The 16,911-nt window shown below is 70.5% G+C and carries 14 protein-coding genes; 3 read left to right on the top strand and 11 right to left on the bottom strand.

Annotation, left to right across the window (positions count from 1 at the left end; genetic code table 11):
* Positions 1-24: 24 nt before the first annotated feature.
* The 3 genes from LZP97_RS24170 to LZP97_RS24160 all read left to right on the top strand — a co-directional run bounded on the left by LZP97_RS24170 (position 25) and on the right by LZP97_RS24160 (position 2,157).
* Positions 25-1,098 (top strand): patatin-like phospholipase family protein, encoded by a 1,074-nt coding sequence (locus LZP97_RS24170; protein ID WP_017680931.1) that lies wholly within the window; start codon positions 25-27, stop codon positions 1,096-1,098.
* A gap of 105 nt (positions 1,099-1,203) precedes the next feature.
* On the top strand, positions 1,204-1,551 hold the full coding sequence (locus tag LZP97_RS24165; protein WP_172603504.1) for a hypothetical protein: 348 nt from the start codon (positions 1,204-1,206) through the stop codon (positions 1,549-1,551).
* A gap of 204 nt (positions 1,552-1,755) precedes the next feature.
* On the top strand, positions 1,756-2,157 hold the full coding sequence (locus LZP97_RS24160; protein ID WP_010594536.1) for a TIGR02611 family protein: 402 nt from the start codon (positions 1,756-1,758) through the stop codon (positions 2,155-2,157).
* 15 nt (positions 2,158-2,172) lie between these two features.
* Here the strand turns inward: LZP97_RS24160 and otsB are convergent, their stop codons facing one another.
* The 11 genes from otsB to LZP97_RS24105 all read right to left on the bottom strand — a co-directional run bounded on the left by otsB (position 2,173) and on the right by LZP97_RS24105 (position 16,837).
* Positions 2,173-6,132: a trehalose-phosphatase gene (gene otsB, locus LZP97_RS24155; RefSeq protein ID WP_048773377.1), complete on the bottom strand. Its 3,960-nt coding sequence runs from the start codon at positions 6,130-6,132 to the stop codon at positions 2,173-2,175.
* 145 nt (positions 6,133-6,277) lie between these two features.
* Positions 6,278-7,081 carry an ABC transporter permease gene (locus LZP97_RS24150; protein WP_010594538.1) on the bottom strand — a complete coding sequence of 268 codons (804 nt, stop codon included), beginning with the start codon at positions 7,079-7,081 and terminating at the stop codon, positions 6,278-6,280.
* A complete protein-coding gene (locus LZP97_RS24145) occupies positions 7,078-8,061 on the bottom strand; it encodes a daunorubicin resistance protein DrrA family ABC transporter ATP-binding protein (protein ID WP_010594539.1) in 984 nt (327 codons plus the stop codon). Before LZP97_RS24145 ends, LZP97_RS24150 begins: the two co-directional genes overlap by 4 nt.
* A 77-nt stretch (positions 8,062-8,138) precedes the next feature.
* Positions 8,139-8,957, bottom strand: a complete 819-nt coding sequence (locus LZP97_RS24140) for an SDR family oxidoreductase (RefSeq protein ID WP_048773379.1) — start codon at positions 8,955-8,957, stop codon at positions 8,139-8,141.
* Positions 8,958-9,015: 58 nt separating this feature from the next.
* Complete coding sequence (locus LZP97_RS24135; RefSeq protein ID WP_003935934.1) at positions 9,016-9,732, bottom strand: TetR/AcrR family transcriptional regulator; 717 nt, start codon at positions 9,730-9,732, stop codon at positions 9,016-9,018.
* 81 nt (positions 9,733-9,813) lie between these two features.
* Positions 9,814-10,986, bottom strand: a complete 1,173-nt coding sequence (locus LZP97_RS24130) for a lipid-transfer protein (protein ID WP_048773381.1) — start codon at positions 10,984-10,986, stop codon at positions 9,814-9,816.
* Positions 10,983-11,384 (bottom strand): MaoC family dehydratase, encoded by a 402-nt coding sequence (locus LZP97_RS24125; protein WP_010594545.1) that lies wholly within the window; start codon positions 11,382-11,384, stop codon positions 10,983-10,985. Before LZP97_RS24125 ends, LZP97_RS24130 begins: the two co-directional genes overlap by 4 nt.
* A complete protein-coding gene (locus LZP97_RS24120; RefSeq protein ID WP_048773384.1) occupies positions 11,381-12,418 on the bottom strand; it encodes a bifunctional MaoC family dehydratase N-terminal/OB-fold nucleic acid binding domain-containing protein in 1,038 nt (345 codons plus the stop codon). The genes LZP97_RS24125 and LZP97_RS24120 overlap by 4 nt, the downstream gene beginning before the upstream one ends.
* 14 nt (positions 12,419-12,432) lie before the next feature.
* Positions 12,433-13,584: an acyl-CoA dehydrogenase family protein gene (locus LZP97_RS24115; protein WP_048773386.1), complete on the bottom strand. Its 1,152-nt coding sequence runs from the start codon at positions 13,582-13,584 to the stop codon at positions 12,433-12,435.
* Positions 13,569-14,627, bottom strand: coding sequence for an acyl-CoA dehydrogenase family protein (locus LZP97_RS24110; protein ID WP_040273780.1), 1,059 nt, complete (start codon positions 14,625-14,627; stop codon positions 13,569-13,571). The genes LZP97_RS24115 and LZP97_RS24110 overlap by 16 nt, the downstream gene beginning before the upstream one ends.
* A gap of 65 nt (positions 14,628-14,692) precedes the next feature.
* Positions 14,693-16,837 (bottom strand): acyl-CoA dehydrogenase, encoded by a 2,145-nt coding sequence (locus LZP97_RS24105; RefSeq protein WP_048773388.1) that lies wholly within the window; start codon positions 16,835-16,837, stop codon positions 14,693-14,695.
* Between the last annotated feature and the right edge of the window lie 74 nt (positions 16,838-16,911).

Here is a 16,911-nt window from a genome sequence, read left to right as displayed (position 1 = left end):
GCGGCCCGCGCGCACAGTCGAGACATGCTCGACACCGTCCTCGACATCTTCCGGGTGCGCCAGTACTTCGACGTTCTCGCCCGCGGTCGGGACGTGGTCGACGGCGTGCGCACCGACACCGGATTCCTCGTCGACGGCGCGCGGGCGGCCCTGCAGCGGCCGTCGGGCCTATGGGACCGGGAACTGCATCCGTTTCCCGCGTTCGAGCCCTTCCGGGTCCGTGTCCGGGAGGGCGATCGGATCGCGCTGGCCGCGACCGGGGGCAGCGGAGCGCTCGCATCGCTGGTCGGGGTGGCCCGCGCACTGGAGGAGGGCGGGATCCGGCCGTCGGTCGTCTCGCTGTGCTCCGGTTCCGCGCTGTTCGGCTTCCCGATCGCAGCGGGCGTCCCCGCCGACGAGGCCGCAGCATTCACCCTCGCACTCGACCCCGCGGACTACATCGACGTCGACTGGCGACGCCTGCTCACCGTCGCACCGACCGTGGGCCGCGGCTTCGCCGGCATCCTGCGTGGCGACGCGCTCGAGGCCACGTACCGGCGCCTGCTCGGCGACATGACGCTCGCCGCGCTGCCCGTACCCGCCTACGCGCCGATCTGGAACATCGAGCAGAACCGCCTCGAGTACCTCGGGCCGCGAACGTATCCCGACCTGTCGGTGGCCCGGGCCGTGCACATGGCGGTCGCGCTGCCGCTGTTCGTCGCCCCCGTCGCACTCGGTGGGTTCCACTGGTGCGACGGCGGGATCGTCGACATCTTCCCCGTCCACCCGCTGCTCGACCTCGAGCAGCCGTGCGAGGTCACCCTCGCCGTGAACGGCTTCTACCCGCCCGGCTTCGAAGGCGAGGACGCCACCGGCTGGGCTGAACGCCGCGCGAGCATCCTCTACATCGCCGCTCAGGTCCGCACGTCCCAGCAGGTCGAGCTGGCACGGGAGAACCTGGCGCGGCTGCGCGCGGCCTCGCGCGTCTCGATGATCGAGCCGGTGCCGTACGCGAAGGTGCGGGGCGTCGGTTTCTACCGGCAGTTCCTCGGCACCCGGGACTGGCCGGAGTTCATGCGCGCCGGACGCGCCGCCGCCCGCCGTGTCCTGACGGCATGACTCGTCGGCAGCCGAAGTTGTCGGACCCCTGCGGCACTGTGTACAGCGTGCCCGTACGGGTACCACTCGACCGAACGGCTCGGGAGATTCCACGGGAGGTTCGACATGGTGAACGTAACGATGTTCCGTCGGGTGATCGCGCCGACCGCGGTGGCGTTCCCCTCCTCCGCGCTCGCGGACGCCCTGGTCGCTGCGGCGGCCGACGTGCCGCTGCACGGATCGGTGGCCCGCACGGTGGCGAGCAGCGTGGACGACGCGGCGCGGGCGCTGACCGCCGACGAGGGCGGGTTGTTCCCGTCGCAGGCGGCCGCCCTCGTCTACGAGTGCTTCGTCGGGGCGATACACGGGCTCGACACGATCGACACCGCGGTGGCACTCGGCGCCGTCTTCACCGCCTACCTGGACCGGCTCACCGCCGCCGGTCCCGTTCCGACGGACGTCGCGGCAGCCTGACCGGCCGGCGGACCGGCCCGCGACGTGCAGGTCCGCGTTCCCGGGCCCCGCCGTGACCGCCGGTCACCGGTAGACTGAAGGTCGACCCTGCCGTGCACGGCAACCTGGTATGACGAGAAGCAGGCTCGGTAGATCGTGAGTGAAGGACGGAGTGGGCACGCGGTTTCGCCCGGCCGGGCCGAGGCCCGGACCCCGGTATCCCCGTTGCGCCGGCTGAAGCAGCGATGGCTCCGCTGGCGGCGGCGCATCGAGCGGCGTCCCTCCCTGAACCTGACGTACCGCATCACCGTCGGGACCTTCGGAACACTGGTGTTCCTGGCCGGCATCGTGGCCATCCCCTATCCCGGCCCGGGCTGGCTCATCGTCTTCGCCGGCCTGGGGATCCTGGCCTCGGAGTTCGCCTGGGCGCACCGTCTGCTGCACTTCGCGCGGGGCCGCTACGACCGCTTCATGCACTGGTTCGGACAACAGTCGCTGGTGGTACGGGGTGCGGGAGCGCTCACGACCGGCGCGATCGTGGTCATGACCCTGTGGCTGCTCGGCACCCTCAGTCTGGCCGGCGGCTGGGTCGGGGTCGACTACTCGTGGCTCGAAAGCCCGCTCTGAGCTTCTCCCGGATCGTCACAGCATCCGCACCGTGTCGCCCGGATGCAGGCGTTCGACCCGGCCCCGGCACTCGATCTCGATCGGCCGCTGGATGCCCGCGCCCGCACTGACCTCGACCTGACGGCCGGAGATCCGCACCTGCAGGTGGTGTCCCCGGTAGAAGATCGGGAAGGCGAGCACACCGAGTTCCTCCGGCCACTGCGGGCCGAAGACCAGGCGGTCACCGCGGGCTTCGAGACCGGAGAAGCAACGCTGCAGCAGGTCGACGCTGCCGGCCATGGCCGCGAGATGGATCCCCTCCGACGTGGTGCCGCCCTGGATGTCGGCGATGTCGGACGCCAGCACGCGGTCGAAGAATTCCATCGCCTGACCGCGGTGTGCCCGGGCCAGTACCCACGAGTGGACGACCGCGCTCAGCGTCGACCCGTGCGACGTCCGTGCCATGTAGTAGTCGATCGTCCGCGGGATGGTCTCACCAGTCAGCTCGTAGCCGAGCCTCTCGAACAACTCCCGCAGTTCGTCCGCCGACAGCAGGTAGAACAGCATGAGCACGTCGGCCTGCTTCGACGCGCGGTAGCGGTTGACGTCGTCGCCCTCGGCCTCGAGAAGCCGGTCCAGGCGCTGGACGTCGCCGTGCCGGCGCCGGTATCCCTCCCAGTCGAGTTCGGCGAGGTCCCCGTAGCCTTCGAACTGGCTGATGACCTGATCGTGGAAGGGCACGAACATACGCCGGCTGACATCCTCCCAGCGCGCGGTCTCGCGCGCGGTCAGACCGAGGGTGTCGACCAGTTCGGTGCGCATCCGCAGCGGGATGATCTCCAGCGCGTCGAGGGCGCGCAGGATCACCCAGACCGCCATGACGTTGGTGTAGGCGTTGTTGTCGATACCGTCGAACGGCGCGTCCGGATAACCGGAATGGAACTCGTCGGGGCCGATGACGCCCCGGATGACGTACCGGTCGCGGGCGTGGTCGTAGGTGGCGATGTCGGCGAAGAACCGGGCGATCTCCACCAGCATCTCGGCACCGTAATCCGCGAGGAACCCGAGGTCCCCGGTCACCTGGTAGTACTGCCACACGTTGTGCGCGATCGCCACCCCGATGTGATGCTGGCGCCAGCTCGCGTCGGGATTCCACCGTCCCGACTTCGGATTGAGGTGAACCTGCTGGCTCTCCTCACGGCCGTCGCTGCCGGACTGCCACGGGAACATCGCGCCGGTGTGACCGGCCTCCCGCGCCGCGCGGCGCGCCTCGTCCAGCCGGCGGTACCGATAGCGCAGAAGGGAGCGGGTCAGTCCCGGCAACCGCAGGTTCAGCACCGGCAGCACGAACAGCTCGTCCCAGAAGATGTGCCCGCGGTACGCCTCCCCGTGCAGCCCCCGCGCCGGAACGCCGACGTCGAGCTCCGCGGTGTTCGGCGACAGCGTCTGCAGCATCTGCAGCAGGTGCAACCGCACGATGCGCAGACCTTCGCCGTCGCCCCCGAGGTAGATGTCCACCCGGTCCCACAGGTGCACCCAGGCGAGAACATGTCCTTCGAGCGTTTCCTCGAAGCGTCCCGTGCGGGCCAGCCAGCGGGCCGCTTCCTCCGACGGCTCGGACACCGCCAGGTCACGCCCGGTGAACAGGGTCGCCATCTTCTCCAGGGTCACGGGCTGGTGGGCCGCCACGTCGAGCGCGATGATGTGTCCGACCCGTCCTCCCGAATCGAGCAGGGTGTACTCGGCGGGGACGCGTTCGCCGTCGCGCCACAGCGTGCTGCGGGCAGCCACGGCGACGGGAATCCGGGACTGGTTGGTCAGGACCGTCATACACACCGAGTCCTCGGACAGCCGGGCGGTGTGCAGCAGCCGCAGATGGTTGCCGTCGAGGTGCCGGTAGCGTTCGACGAGCGTGTTGCGGACCGAGCCGTCGACTTCCGACCGGATCTCGAGCCGCCCCGTCCAGTCCTCCGGGACGATCGTCGTCTCGAGGCCGCACACGTGCGGCTGGTGCATCGCGACGAACCGTCGCTGCACGACCGTCGTGCTGCGGCCCGCAGCGTCGCGGAAACGCAACCGCCGGGTGAGCACGGCCCGGCGCAGATCGAGGTACTGGCAGTACTCCCGCACGTCGACGGCGTCGATGTCGAACCACTCACCGCCGTCGATGCGGAAGGTGACCGGCAGCCAGTTCGGCAGGTTCACCATGCTCTCGTTGTCGATGGTGCGACCCGCCACCTCGTCCGTCAGGCGGTTGAAGATCCCGGCGGCGTACGTGCCGGGGTAGTGCACGGTGCCGGCGTGGGATTCGGGGGCGCAGCCACGGGTGGCGAAGTACCCGTTGCCGACGGTGCACACGGCCTCGCGCAGTTTCTCGGCCGGCGGATCGTAACCCTCGAAGTACAGCGTCCAGGCGTCGTGGCGCGGACCGACCTCCTGGTTCCCGCCCCACAGTTCGGCGAGCTGCTGCAGCAGTCGGCGGACCTGCTCGGGACCGTCCAACGAGAACTGCGCTGCCGACCGGCGGTCACCGTCCTCGTTGTGGCACACCACGATTCCGAGCCCGGTGCCGGCAAGCGCGTCGAACGCGTCCTCGTCGGAGATGTCGTCCCCGATGTAGACCGGCATCGGGTCGTCCTCGTCGCGCACGTGCTCGAGCACCCATTCGAGGGCGCGGCCCTTGTCCCAGTCGACATCGGGGCGGAGCTCGACGACCTTGCGACCGGTCGTGACCCGGAGGTGGTCCTCGGCAGCGGCGATCTCGCGCACATCGGCGACGAGTCCGTCGGCGCGGTCCGGGGGGACGTTGCGGTAGTGCACGGCCACGGTGAACCGCTTGTGCTCGATCACGACGCCCGGCACGTCGTCGAGCCGTTCCTGCAGGGCGGCGGCGGCCCGCTCGAGGCAGGGCACGGCGGCCAGGGCCGCGTCGTTCTGCCGGTGCTGCCCGTCGGGGCCGACCAGCTCGAAGCCGTGGCTTCCGACGTACCACAGTCCCGGGAGACCGACGCGGGTCTGCACATCGGCGAGGTCCCGCCCGGAGACGACGGCGACGGTGCACTCGCTCGCCAGCGTGGACAGCACCGCCGACGCGCCGTCGAGAAGCGTGGCGGCTGCGGGATCGTTCACGATCTCGGAGAGCGTGCCGTCGAAGTCGAGAAAGACCACGGGCCGGCGTTTGCCGAGCAGTGCGGTCAGCTGCTGGAACGAGGCCAGGCCGTCCGGAATCTGGGACATCCGGCGGTCGCCGGTGCGCACCGCCAGCTCGGCGAGGTCCTCGACCACCACGTCGGCGCCGCGGCGCTGCAGTTCCTCGCGATGGTGGACGCGGTCCACGCCGACGACGAGCCCGAATCCACCGCGTCGGCCCGCGGCGACGCCCGCCTCCGCGTCCTCGACGACGACGGACCGGGCCGGGCGGACCCCGAGCCGGTGGGCGGCCTCGAGCATGGCTGCGGGGTCGGGCTTGCCGGGCAGCCCGAGTTCGTCGGAGACCACGCCGTCGACTCGGACGCCGAACAGATCCGCGAGCCCGGCGGATTCGAGCACGAGCGTGCAGTTGCGGCTCGAGGTGACGACCGCGGTGTCGAGTCCGGCCTTCTGCACCCGGCGCACGAGCTCGACGCTCGACTCGAACACCGGGACCCCGTCGCGATGGATGCGCTCCCGGAACATCTCGTCCTTGCGGGCACCGAGACCGCACACGGTCTCCATGTCCGGGCCGTCGTCGGGATTCCCCCACGGCAACGTGATCCCGCGCGAGGCCAGGAAGTCCGCGACGCCGTCGACACGCGGCTTGCCGTCGACGAACTTGCGGTAGTCCTCGTCGGTGAACTCGCGGTGGTTCTCACCGTCGTGGTCGGGGCGCTGGGAGAGATACCGGTCGAACAGCTCCGCCCATGCCGCGGCGTGGACCGCTGCGGTGTCGGTGACCACTCCGTCGAGGTCGAAGATCACCGCGTCGTGACGGCGAGGGTCGATCACCGGCCCGCTCATCGCTCTCTCCCGGTCGATTCGTCCATGTCGGCCTGCTTCCCTGTCCTGGCTCGGCAGGCCCACTATCCCACGCCGACCGGCCTCGCTCCGGCTCCTTGGGACATCCGGCGTCGACCGGGGACCTGCGCCTCCGGTCCAAGGTCCCTCAGCGGCTGACGGCCTTCTGGTAGCGACGGATCGCGAAGGGCACGAAGACGATCAGCATGGCGGCCGTCCACAGCAGCGACGCGAGGATCGGGTTCTGCAACGGCCACGCATCCGAGACGGGCATCGTCGGATTGGTGTTGCCGAACAGCTCCCGCACCGCCTGCGTCAGCGCCGAGACCGGGTTCCATTCCGCGATCGTCTGCAGCACCGGTGGCAGCGAGGAGATGTCGACGAAGGTGTTGGCGACGAACGACAGCGGAAAGATCACCATGAAACTCGCGTTGTTGAACACCTCCGGCGTGCGGATCCACATCCCCACCACCGCCATCACCCAGGACAGCGCGTAGGCGAACAACAGCAGCAGCGCGTATCCGGCGAGGGCCTCCCCGAACGACGAGTGGATCCGCCACCCGACGAGCAGACCCGTCAGCGACATGACCACCAGGCTGAGCACGTTGATGAGGACGTCGGTGGAGGTGCGGCCCACCAGCACCGCCGACGGCGCCATGGGCAACGAGCGGAACCGGTCGATGATGCCCTTCTGCAGGTCCTCGACCATGCCCAGACCGGTCCAGGTCGCCCCGAAGATCACCGTCTGGGTGAAGATGCCGGCGATGAGGAACTCGCGGTAGGACATCCCCGGAACCTGGATCGCGCTGCCGAACACGTACGCGAACAGCAGCACGAACATGATCGGCGAGAGCATCGTGAAGACGATGAGATCGGGCACCCGCTTGATCTTGATGACGTTGCGCTTGGCGATGGTGACGCCGTCCGACACCATCATCTGAGCCGTGTTCATCCCACCGCCTCCTCGATCTTCTCGTCCGCCTCGTGCCCGGTGAGGGCGAGGAACACGTCGTCCAGTGTCGGTTTGCGCAGCGCCACATCGGTGACGCGGATGCCGGCCGCGGACAGGCGGCCGAGCGCCGTGGCCAGCGCATCGGCGCCGCTGCCCGTCGAGCCGGTGTCGCTGAGCGGCACGGTGACGCGACCGGAACCCGCGTCGGCCTGGATCTCGCCGACCGCGAGGTCGTCGAGCTCGCGGCGCACGGCCGGGATCGTGGCGGCGTCCGCGACCCCCAGCTCGATGCGTTCCCCGCCGACGAGGCGCTTGAGTTCGTCGGCGGTACCGCGGGCGATCACGACCCCCCGGTCGATGACCGCGATCCGGTCCGCGAGCCGCTCCGCCTCCTCCATGTACTGGGTGGTGAGCAGCAGCGTCGTCCCTCGCGCGACGAGCTGGTCGATGACCTCCCACAGCTGCAGCCGGGCCCGCGGGTCCAGACCGGTGGTGGGTTCGTCCAGGAACAGCACGGGTGGTTGCGCCACGAGCGCACCGGCGAGGTCGAGCCGGCGCCGCATGCCGCCGGAGTAGCCCTTGACCGGACGGTCCCCCGCCTCGACCAGGTCGAACTGTTCGAGCAACTCACGTGCCCGCTCGCGGCTGCGTTTTATGCCCAGATGATAGAGGCGGCCGACCATTTCGAGATTCTCGAAGCCGGTGAGGTATTCGTCGACCGCGGCGTACTGGCCCGAGGCGCCGATGCGCGCACGCAGCGCGCGTGCATCGGCGACGACGTCGAGTCCCGCTACGGTGGCCCGGCCCTCGTCCGGCACGAGCAGGGTGGTGAGCACCCGCACCGTGGTCGTCTTGCCGGCGCCGTTGGGCCCGAGCAGCGCCGTCACCGTCCCTTCCGGGACTCGCAGATCGATTCCGTCGAGGGCCGTGACCGGTCCGTACCTCTTGATCAACCCCTCGGCGACTATGGCGTCGGCCATGAGTCCTCCCCGTCGTCGGATGTGCGCCCCAGTGTGCTACAGACCTCCGACAGGTTTCGAGCGGTTTTCCCGGCTCGTCAGATACCGGCCAGCAACCGTTCCTGATAGCGCCGCATTCCGGCGAGCCAACGGTCGTAGTCGGCTCCCTTCATCCGGTACATGTCGAGGACCTCGGGGTGCGGGAGGATCAGGAACTGCTCGGCCTCGACGCCCGCGAGCACCACCTCCGCGACGTCGGCCGGTTCGAGGACCGCGCCCGCGGACGTGACGGCCCGTGTGGCCGCCGCGCCCAGGCCGTCGCCGGCGGTCTCGCCCTCGTGCAGCAACTGGGTGTTCACTCCCATGGGGCACACGCAACTGACGCGGATTCCCTTGCCGCCGTAGGTGACCGACAACCACTCGGCGAATCCCACCGCGGCGTGCTTGGTGGCCGAGTAGGTCGCCGATCCGATCTGGGTGAGCAGCCCCGCGGCGGAAGCCGTGCTCACGAAGTAGCCCTCCCCTCGCTCGAGCCACCGCGGCACCATCAGTTGCGCGGCGCGCACGTGCGCGCGCAGGTTCACATCGAGCGCGCGGTCCCAGGCGGCTTCGTCGACGTCGAGTCCCGCCCCGCCCCCGATCCCGGCATTGGCGAAGTACAGCGCCACGGGACCGAGGTCGGTCTCGGCGCGGTCCACGATCGCACGGATGCGGTCGGGATCGGAGACGTCGGCACCGACGCCCACGGCCAGACCGGCGCCCTCCGGATCGAGTTCGCGAGCCACCCGGCACGCGGCGTCGCCGTCGAGGTCGGCGACGAGCACCCGTGCGCCCGCGGCTACGAGCCGGGCCGCGAGTGCCGCGCCGATTCCGTTCCCGGCTCCGGTGACAACGGCAACCTTGTCTTCGACGTGCACGGGGCTTTCCTCTCGTCGCGGGATGGTCCCCCCTGTTTAGTTGAATCAGACTTCAAGTTCAAGTGGTTGCGGCGGCTCGCTCCGGAATCCGCAGGGCGTTCGCCCACAGCCGCGTCAGAGTGGACACCAGCACATCGAAATCCACGCCGTCGCCGTCGCCCAGTGCGAGCGTCGAGTAGGCGAGGCGGCTGACCATGCCCGACAGGGCACGCGAGGCGAGCATCGGATCGATCTCCGGATCGGCGATGCCCCGCTTCTGCAGGTCCGCGATGCTGCGCGCATTACGGCGGATGAAGGTCTCACCGCGCCGGCGCCGCAGCTCGCGGAACCGCGGATCGATGCTGGCGACCTGCTCGAGCAGCACCATGAGACGGGCGTTACGACGGTACGCCTCGAGGTACGCCCGGTTGCTGGCCTCGAGCACCGCGTACGGATCGTCGGTCCCGGCGACCCGGCCCATCCCCGGGTGCAACATGTCCTCCTGGGCCTCCTGGAGGACGGCTGCGAACACCTCCTCCTTGTTGTTGAAGTAGGTGTAGAAGGACCCTGTCGAGCACTTGGCCTCACGCGTGATGTCGGTGAGCTTGCTGTCGAGGAACCCGGACCGTTCGAAGACGACCCGCGCCGCTGCGATCAGCTCGGCACGGCGGCGCGCCCCGCGCTGGGTGACCGGCGGGTCGTGCAGCAGGTCCGCCGGCGCCATGGACGGCGCCGGGCCGTCCCAGTCGGCGTCGCGGCCCGCGTCGCCGCGGCCTGAGTGTGAGGCGGAATTCATGTCCTACTTATACCGTCCCGCTCGATTCCCGGCCGTGATGTCCCGCCGGATCCCTCCCGGTCCGGGCCGGCGTCACCGCCCTCAGCCCCGCGTCAGCACCAGTCCCGACGTCGGCACCCCGGTGCCTGCGGTGACCAGCACGTTCTCCACGTCGGGAACTTGATTGACGGAGGTGCCGCGAACCTGACGCACCCCCTCGGCGATGCCGTTCATCCCGTGGATGTACGCCTCACCGAGCTGGCCGCCGTGGGTGTTGAGCGGCAGCCGCCCGCCGACCTCGATCGCGCCGTCGGCGACGAAGTCCTTCGCCTCACCGGGTGCGCAGAAGCCGAGTTCCTCGAGCTGTATGAGCACGTACGGGGTGAAGTGGTCGTAGAGCACGGCCGTCTGCACGTCCTGCGGGCCGAGACCGGACTGCTCCCACAGCTGGCGGCCGACGATGCCCATCTCGGGCAGCCCCGTCAGCCCGTCCCGGTAGTAGCTGGCCATGATGTACTGGTCCGGTCCGCTGCCCTGCGCGGCGGCCGCCACCACGGCGGGCGGCTGCGGCAGGTCCCGGGCCCGTTCGGTGGTGGTGACGACGAGCGCGACACCCCCGTCGGATTCCTGGCAGCAGTCGAGCAGGTGCAGCGGTTCCGCGATCCACCGCGAATTCTGGTGGTCGTCGAGGGTGATCGGCTTGCCGTGGAAGAAGGCGTGCGGATTCGTTGCGGCGTGCCTGCGCGCGGCGACGGCGACCTTCCCGAAGTCCGCGCTGGTGGCGCCGGTGACGTGCATGTAGCGTCGGGCGGCCATCGCCACGAACGACGCCGGGGTACCCAGACCGTGCGGATAGGAGAAGGCGTAGTCGGTGCCCGAGGAATTGACCTGTGTGGACAGCGCGGTGTTGACCTGGCCGTACCGCGCACCGGAGCGTTCGTTGAATGCCCGGTACACCACCACGACCTCCGCGACCCCCGTGGCGACGGCCATTGCCGCCTGCTGCACGGTGGCACAGGCCGCGCCGCCGCCGTAGTGGACCCGCGAGAAGAACTTCAGGCTCGGGATACCCACCGCACGGGCGACGGCGATCTCGGTGTTGGTGTCCATCGTGAAGGAGGTCAGGCCGTCGACGTCTGCAGGGCGCAGTCCGGCGTCGGCCAGCGCCGCCCGCACCGCCTCCGCGGCCAGGCGCAGTTCACTGCGGCCGGAGTCCTTGGAGAAGTCGGTGGCGCCGATACCGACGACGGCGGCGCGACGGGACAATTCGCTCATGCGGTGCCTCCGATCACGAGGACGGCCTTCGCGGTGATGTGATCGCCCAGACCGTTCCTCCCGACGACGTCGACGGTGATGCGACCGTCGTCCTCGACGGCGGCGACGGTTCCGGTCAGCGTGAGCGAGTCGTACGCGTACCAGGGCACTCCCAGCCGCAACGAGATCGACTTCAGCACCGCGCGCGGGCCCGCCCAGTCGGTGATGTACCGCTGCACCAGTCCGGTGTCGGTGAGGATGTTGACGAAGATGTCCTTCGAGCCGCGCTCCTGTGCCTTGTCGCGGTCGTGGTGCACATCCTGGAAGTCCCTGGTGGCCAGCGCAGTCGAGACGACGAATGTCGGGTCGGCCCGGATCGTCAACGGCGGCAGGGCTTGTCCGGCCGTTGCCACGTTCATGCGCGCTCCTCGCTCGGCTGCCAGGCGTACAGGGTCCAGGGGTCACCGCCGGTGTCGTCGTCGCCCGGGAAATCGAGAAAGATTGCCTCGACGGGCATCCCGACGCGCACGTCGCCGGGGTCCACCCCGCGCAGCTCCCCGAGCATCCGGACGCCCTCGGCGAGTTCGACGAGGGCGACGACGAACGGCGCCGTCCGGCCCGGCACTTTCGGCGCGTGGTGCACCACGTAGCTGAAGACGGTGCCCCGGCCGGACGCGACGACGTAGTCCGTCGTCTCGTCCTTGTCGAGCCACAGGGCCGGCACCGGGGGATGCTGCAGCGTGCCGTCGGGGCGCCGCTGGATCCGCAGTTCGTGCGCGGCGACACCGTCCCAGAAGAACCGGGTGTCCTGCGACGCGGACGGCCGCAGCATGCGGGTGGGGTCGAGATCCTCCGGAACCGTGAGGGCCGAATGTGACATCGGTTCGATCGAATCGACGGGATGTGACATTCGGTCGGTAGCGCGGGAAGGTGGCGCGAACTTCAGGATGCGGAAGAGCATCTCGGCGACCACCTCGTCGCCGACCTTCCACACGCTGCGGGTGGTGAAGAACCAGCCCTCGCCGAGGCCGGTCTTCTTCGGTCCGGCGAGGTCCTCGAGGGTGGACTCGATGGTCACCTCCTCGCCGTGGCGCAGATAGCGGTGGTAGAGCTGATCGCAGTTCGTGGCGACGACCGACGTGTAGCCCGCCTCGTCGAGGATCTCCGTCATCCGGCGGAGCGGATCGTCCTCCTCGCGCTTGGCGCCGAGGCCTCGCATGGTCCACACCTGTGCCATCGCCGGCGGCGCGACGGCGCCGTCGTGGCCGGCCGCGATCGCGGTTGCGTCGTCGGTGTAGATCGGGTTCTCGTCGCCGATCGCCTCGAGCCAGTTGCGGATCAGCGGCAGGTTCACCGGGTCACGGCCCGCCCGCGGCTCGGACGGGCCGTCGGCGCGGACGCGCTCGGCGGCCGCGCGGATCTCGTCGTGGGGACCCGGCACGCCGGTGCTCATCGACACGTCCTCCTTCACCGCGGAACCCTGGGCATGGCCAGGCCCGCCGTCGCGATCAGCTCGCGCATCACCTCGTTGACACCGCCGCCGAAGGTGATCACCAGGTTCCGCTTGACCTGCATGTCGAGCCAGCGCAGCAGGTCCGCGGTCGCCGGGTCGCCCGGGTCCCCGAACCGGCCGACGATCTCCTCCGCGAGCCGGCCCGCGCGCTGGATGCGTTCGGTGGCGAACACCTTGGTGGCCGACGCGTCCGCGATGTCCACGGCCTCGGATTCGCTGGCGGCGACCTGCCAGTTGAGCAGTTCGTTGAGCCGGAACGTCGCATGGATCTCGCCGAGCGCGCGCCGCACGTCGGGCTCGCCGAGCAGGTCCCGGGAACGGGCCCAGGCGGACAACCGATCGTAGAGCCCGCCCACGCGACCGGCGGGGCCGAGCATGACGCGTTCGTGGTTGAGCTGGGTGGTGATCAGCCGCCAGCCCTTGTCCTCCTCGCCGACGAGCATCTCGACCGGGACGCGCACGTCGCTGTAGTAGGTGGCGTTGACGTGATGCGCGCCGTCGCAGGTGATGATGGGCGTCCAGCCGAAGCCGGGATCCTTGGTGTCCACGATGAGGATCGAGATGCCGCGATGCCGCGAGTCGGCGCTGCCGGTGCGAACCGCGAGCCAGATGTAGTCGGCGTCGTGGCCGCCGGTGGTGAAGATCTTCTGCCCGTTCACCACATAGTGGTCGCCGTCGCGCACGGCCGTGGTGCGCAGCGCCGCGAGGTCGGTTCCGGCGTCGGGCTCGGAATAGCCGATCGCGAAGTGCACCTCCCCCGCGAGGATGGCGGGCAGGAACTTCCGCTTCTGTTCCTCGGTCCCGTAGACCTGCAGGGTCGGCCCGACGGTCTGCAGGGTGACGCTGGGCAGCGGCACGTCGGCGCGCACGGCTTCGTTGACGAAGATCTGCTGCTCGACCTCACCGAAGCCGCGGCCGCCGAATTCGACGGGCCAGCCGACCCCGAGCCAGCCGTCCTTGCCCATCCGGCGCACGACCTCCCGATAGGTGGGTCCGTGGCGCTCGGTGCGCATGATCGCGGCTTCCTCGGGCGAGATCAGATCTGCGAAGTACCGTCGCAGTTCCGCCTGCAGCGCGCGCTGCTCGTCGGTCAGGTCGATGAACACCGGGCCCCCACGAGGTCTAGTCGGTACGAGGCGCCGCCGAGCAGGCGCGCCAGGTCCTTTGCGGTCGAGGAATAGCGGTGCAGCGGGTAGGTCTCGTCCACGCCGAGACCGCCGTGCAAGTGGTGCAGCACGCCCATCGCGGGCGGCAGCTCCGCGACGATCCAGTACGCGGCGACGTCGAGGTCGTCGTCCGCGGCGGTGCTGCGGGCGTCCTGCGCGACGCGCCAGGCCGCGGCGAGTGCCGCGACGTGCAGGGTGCGGGAGGTGACGTAGACGTCGGCGATCTGCTGGGCCACCGCCTGGAACGTGGCGAGCGGCCTGCCGAACTGATGGCGGGTGCTCACGTGCTGTGCGGTGAGTTGCGTTGCCCCCGAGAGCAGTCCGTCCGCGTAGGCACCGACTGCGGCGAGCGCCAGACGGTACAGGGCGGCGACGTCGGCGGCCGGGTCGGCGCCGTCGCCGAGGCGCAGGCCCGGAGCGGAGTCGAGCCGCACGGAGAACTCGGGAGCACGGGCCGACGACGGGCTCTCGGTGAGGGTGACGCCCGGCGCCGTGGGCTCGACGGCGATCACACCGGCGGCGGTGGGCACCAGGATCCGTCGCGCCGTCGCCGCGTAGGGGACGCCGACGAAGTGCCCGGTGACGGCGTGGCGTTCCCCGTCGGGTACCGCCGTGGCGGCAGGCGACGCCGGGAAGGCCCGGCCGGCCTCGGCGAGAGCGGCGGTGAGGACGGCGCCGTCACCGACGTCCGCGAGCAGCTCGTCCTGCTGCGCCGCGGTGGCGAGGGTCCGGACGGGCAGCACGCCGAAGCCCAGGGTGGCCAGGGCCGGCACGGGTGCGGCGCCGCGTCCGATCTCGGTGAGCAGAGCGGTGACCTCGGCGACACCGAGATCGTCACCGCCGAGCCGCGCGGGCAGGGCGAGAGAGAGCAGGTCGGCGTCGGCGAGGGCACGCCACAGTTCGTCCGGGCCCAGGCCGCGGGCCAGCAGGCCCACCGCGACCTCGGCCACGGCCTCCTGCGTGTCGTCACGAGCGAAGTCCACGGATCCACCTTCGATTAGAACGTGTTCTAGTTGTATCACCTCGGCGCGGCACGTGGAAGTACCGATCAGCCGCGCGGCAGACCCAGCAGGCGCTCCGCCGCGAGGGTGAGCAGGATCTGCTCGGTGCCGCCGGCGATCGTCAGGCAACGCGTGTTGAGGAACTCGCGCGTCAGCGGCCCCTCGACCCAGCCGGCCTCGCCGGCGAGATCCATCGCGAGCTCCGCGGTGTCCTGACGCTGCCGCACGCCGATCAGCTTGCGCACGCTCGATGCCGGACCGGGATCCTGACCGTCGAGCTGCGCCAGGGTGGTCCGCAGCTCGAGCAGCGAGCCGGCCGTGGCCTCGGCGACGAGCCCGCCGATCCGGTCCTCGGCCACCGGGTCGCCGGGCGCCACCAGGTCCAGCAGTTGCTCGACCGCCTTCCCGAGCGAGGACCCGCCGCTCATCGCGACCCGTTCGTTGGCGAGCGTGGTGCGGGCGAGCCGCCACCCGCCGCCGAGCGGACCGACGACGCACTCGTCGGGGACGAACACGCCGTCGAGGAACACCTCGTTGAAGAGCGCGTCGCCGGTGATCTCCCGGAGCGGCGAGACGGTGATGCCCGCGGACTTCATGTCGACGAGGAAGTAGGTGATGCCCTTGTGCTTCGGGGCGTCACGATCGGTGCGGGCCAGGCAGATCGCCCAGTCCGCCTCCTGCGCGAGCGACGTCCACACCTTCTGCCCCTGCAGGCGCCAGCCGCCGTCGACCCGTTCCGCGGTGGTGCGCAGCGACGCCAGATCGGATCCTGCGCCCGGTTCGGAGAACAGCTGGCACCAGACGATCTCCCCGCGCAGTGTCGGTGCGGCGAAACGTTCGATCTGCCCGGCGGTGCCGTGCTCGAGGATGGTCGGCACGGCCCACCACCCGATGACCAGATCGGGCCGCTCCACCCCGGCGGACGCGAGTTCCTCCTCGATGAGGATCTGCTGCGCGGCGTGTGCGCCCCGTCCGTACGGCGGCGGCCAGTGCGGGGCCAGGAACCCGGCCTCGGCGAGCGCGGCCCGCTGCTGCGGTCCGGGCCGGTCGAGGTGCTGTGCGATCTCGGCGCGGATACGCGCGCGTTCGTCGTCGAATGCGCTCAGATCGACGGTGAGGTGCCGACGCGCGCCGGAGCGGGCGAGGCCGGCGACCCGGGCCCGCCAGGCCGCGGAGCCGCCGAGCAGCTGGCGGGTGGCGACGGCGCGGCGCAGGTACAGGTGCGCGTCGTGCTCCCACGTGAAGCCGATGCCGCCGAGCACCTGGATGACATCCTTGGCGTTCTGCACGGCGGCGTCGAGAGCCACGGCAGCGGCGACGGCCGCGGCCAGTGGCAGTTCGTGCGGCGCCGCATCGGCCGCCACGGCGGCGTCCCAGGCCGTCGCCCGGATCTTCTCGGTGCGGCACAGCATCTCGGCACACAGGTGTTTGACCGCCTGGAAGGAGCCGATGGGCCTACCGAACTGTTCGCGGATCTTGGCGTACTCCACGGCCGTGGTCAGTGCCCAGCCGGCGACACCGGCCAGTTCGACCGCGGCGAGGGTGGCGGCGAGGTCGCGGACCAGACCTGCCGGAACGGAGACGACGCGGTCGGTCGGGACTGCGACGCGGGTGAGCCGCACTCGCGTGAGGGCCCGGGACTTGTCGAGGGTGTCGAGCGGTTCGAGGCTCAGCCCGGGGGTGTCCGCCTCGAGCAGCGCCCAGCATTCGGCTCCGTCGCCGGCGCCGATACGGGCGAGGACCGCGACCCCGGGCTCGCCGCCGATCGCCGTTCCCGCATCGCCGTCGAGGTCGTACCCGCCCTCCCGCGCGGTCGCGGTGAGTGCGCCGTCCAGCGCGACCGCGGTGGGCAGGGCGCCCTCGGCGAGCAGCTCCGCCCACTTGGCGCCGTCCGAACCGGCGGCACGCCCGAAGACGAGGGCGGCCAGCGCGGTGGGCAGCACCGGCCCGGTCGCGAGGTGGTACGCAGCCTGTTCGAGCATCGTCGCCAGGTCGACGACGGTGGCGTCGGCGCCGCCCGCGGCCTCGGGCACGGCGACGGCGAAGATCCCGAGTTCGGCGAGGGACGCCCACCCCGGCTGCCACATTCCGGCCGGGTGGTCACGTAGGTTCTGGATCGGCGGCGTGGCGCGCGCCCAGGCCTGCACAGAGGCCTGGGCGGCCACCTGTTCGTCGGTGGTGGCGATGCTCACAGCGGGTTTCCGCCTTTCGGGAATGACACAATGCCTAGAACGTGTTCTAATATGACAGCCGGTTCAGAGTCAAG

It is taken from the genome of Rhodococcus sp. DMF-1 (genome assembly GCF_021441945.1).
GTDB lineage: Bacteria > Actinomycetota > Actinomycetes > Mycobacteriales > Mycobacteriaceae > Rhodococcus > Rhodococcus ruber.
The sequence above is the reverse complement of the archived record's forward strand: the minus strand, read 5'-3'. Positions and strand labels throughout refer to the sequence as shown.

Bases quoted from the DNA above. Each gene is read 5' to 3' on its own strand.
- LZP97_RS24170 (WP_017680931.1), top strand. From the start codon at position 25: ATGCTCGACACCGTCCTCGACATCTTCCGGGTGCGCCAGTACTTCGAC.
- LZP97_RS24165 (WP_172603504.1), top strand. From the start codon at position 1,204: ATGGTGAACGTAACGATGTTCCGTCGGGTGATCGCGCCGACCGCGGTG.
- otsB (WP_048773377.1), bottom strand. From the start codon at position 6,132: ATGAGCGGGCCGGTGATCGACCCTCGCCGTCACGACGCGGTGATCTTC.
- LZP97_RS24150 (WP_010594538.1), bottom strand. From the start codon at position 7,081: ATGAACACGGCTCAGATGATGGTGTCGGACGGCGTCACCATCGCCAAG.
- LZP97_RS24145 (WP_010594539.1), bottom strand. From the start codon at position 8,061: ATGGCCGACGCCATAGTCGCCGAGGGGTTGATCAAGAGGTACGGACCG.
- LZP97_RS24135 (WP_003935934.1), bottom strand. From the start codon at position 9,732: ATGAATTCCGCCTCACACTCAGGCCGCGGCGACGCGGGCCGCGACGCC.
- LZP97_RS24130 (WP_048773381.1), bottom strand. From the start codon at position 10,986: ATGAGCGAATTGTCCCGTCGCGCCGCCGTCGTCGGTATCGGCGCCACC.
- LZP97_RS24125 (WP_010594545.1), bottom strand. From the start codon at position 11,384: ATGAACGTGGCAACGGCCGGACAAGCCCTGCCGCCGTTGACGATCCGG.
- LZP97_RS24120 (WP_048773384.1), bottom strand. From the start codon at position 12,418: ATGAGCACCGGCGTGCCGGGTCCCCACGACGAGATCCGCGCGGCCGCC.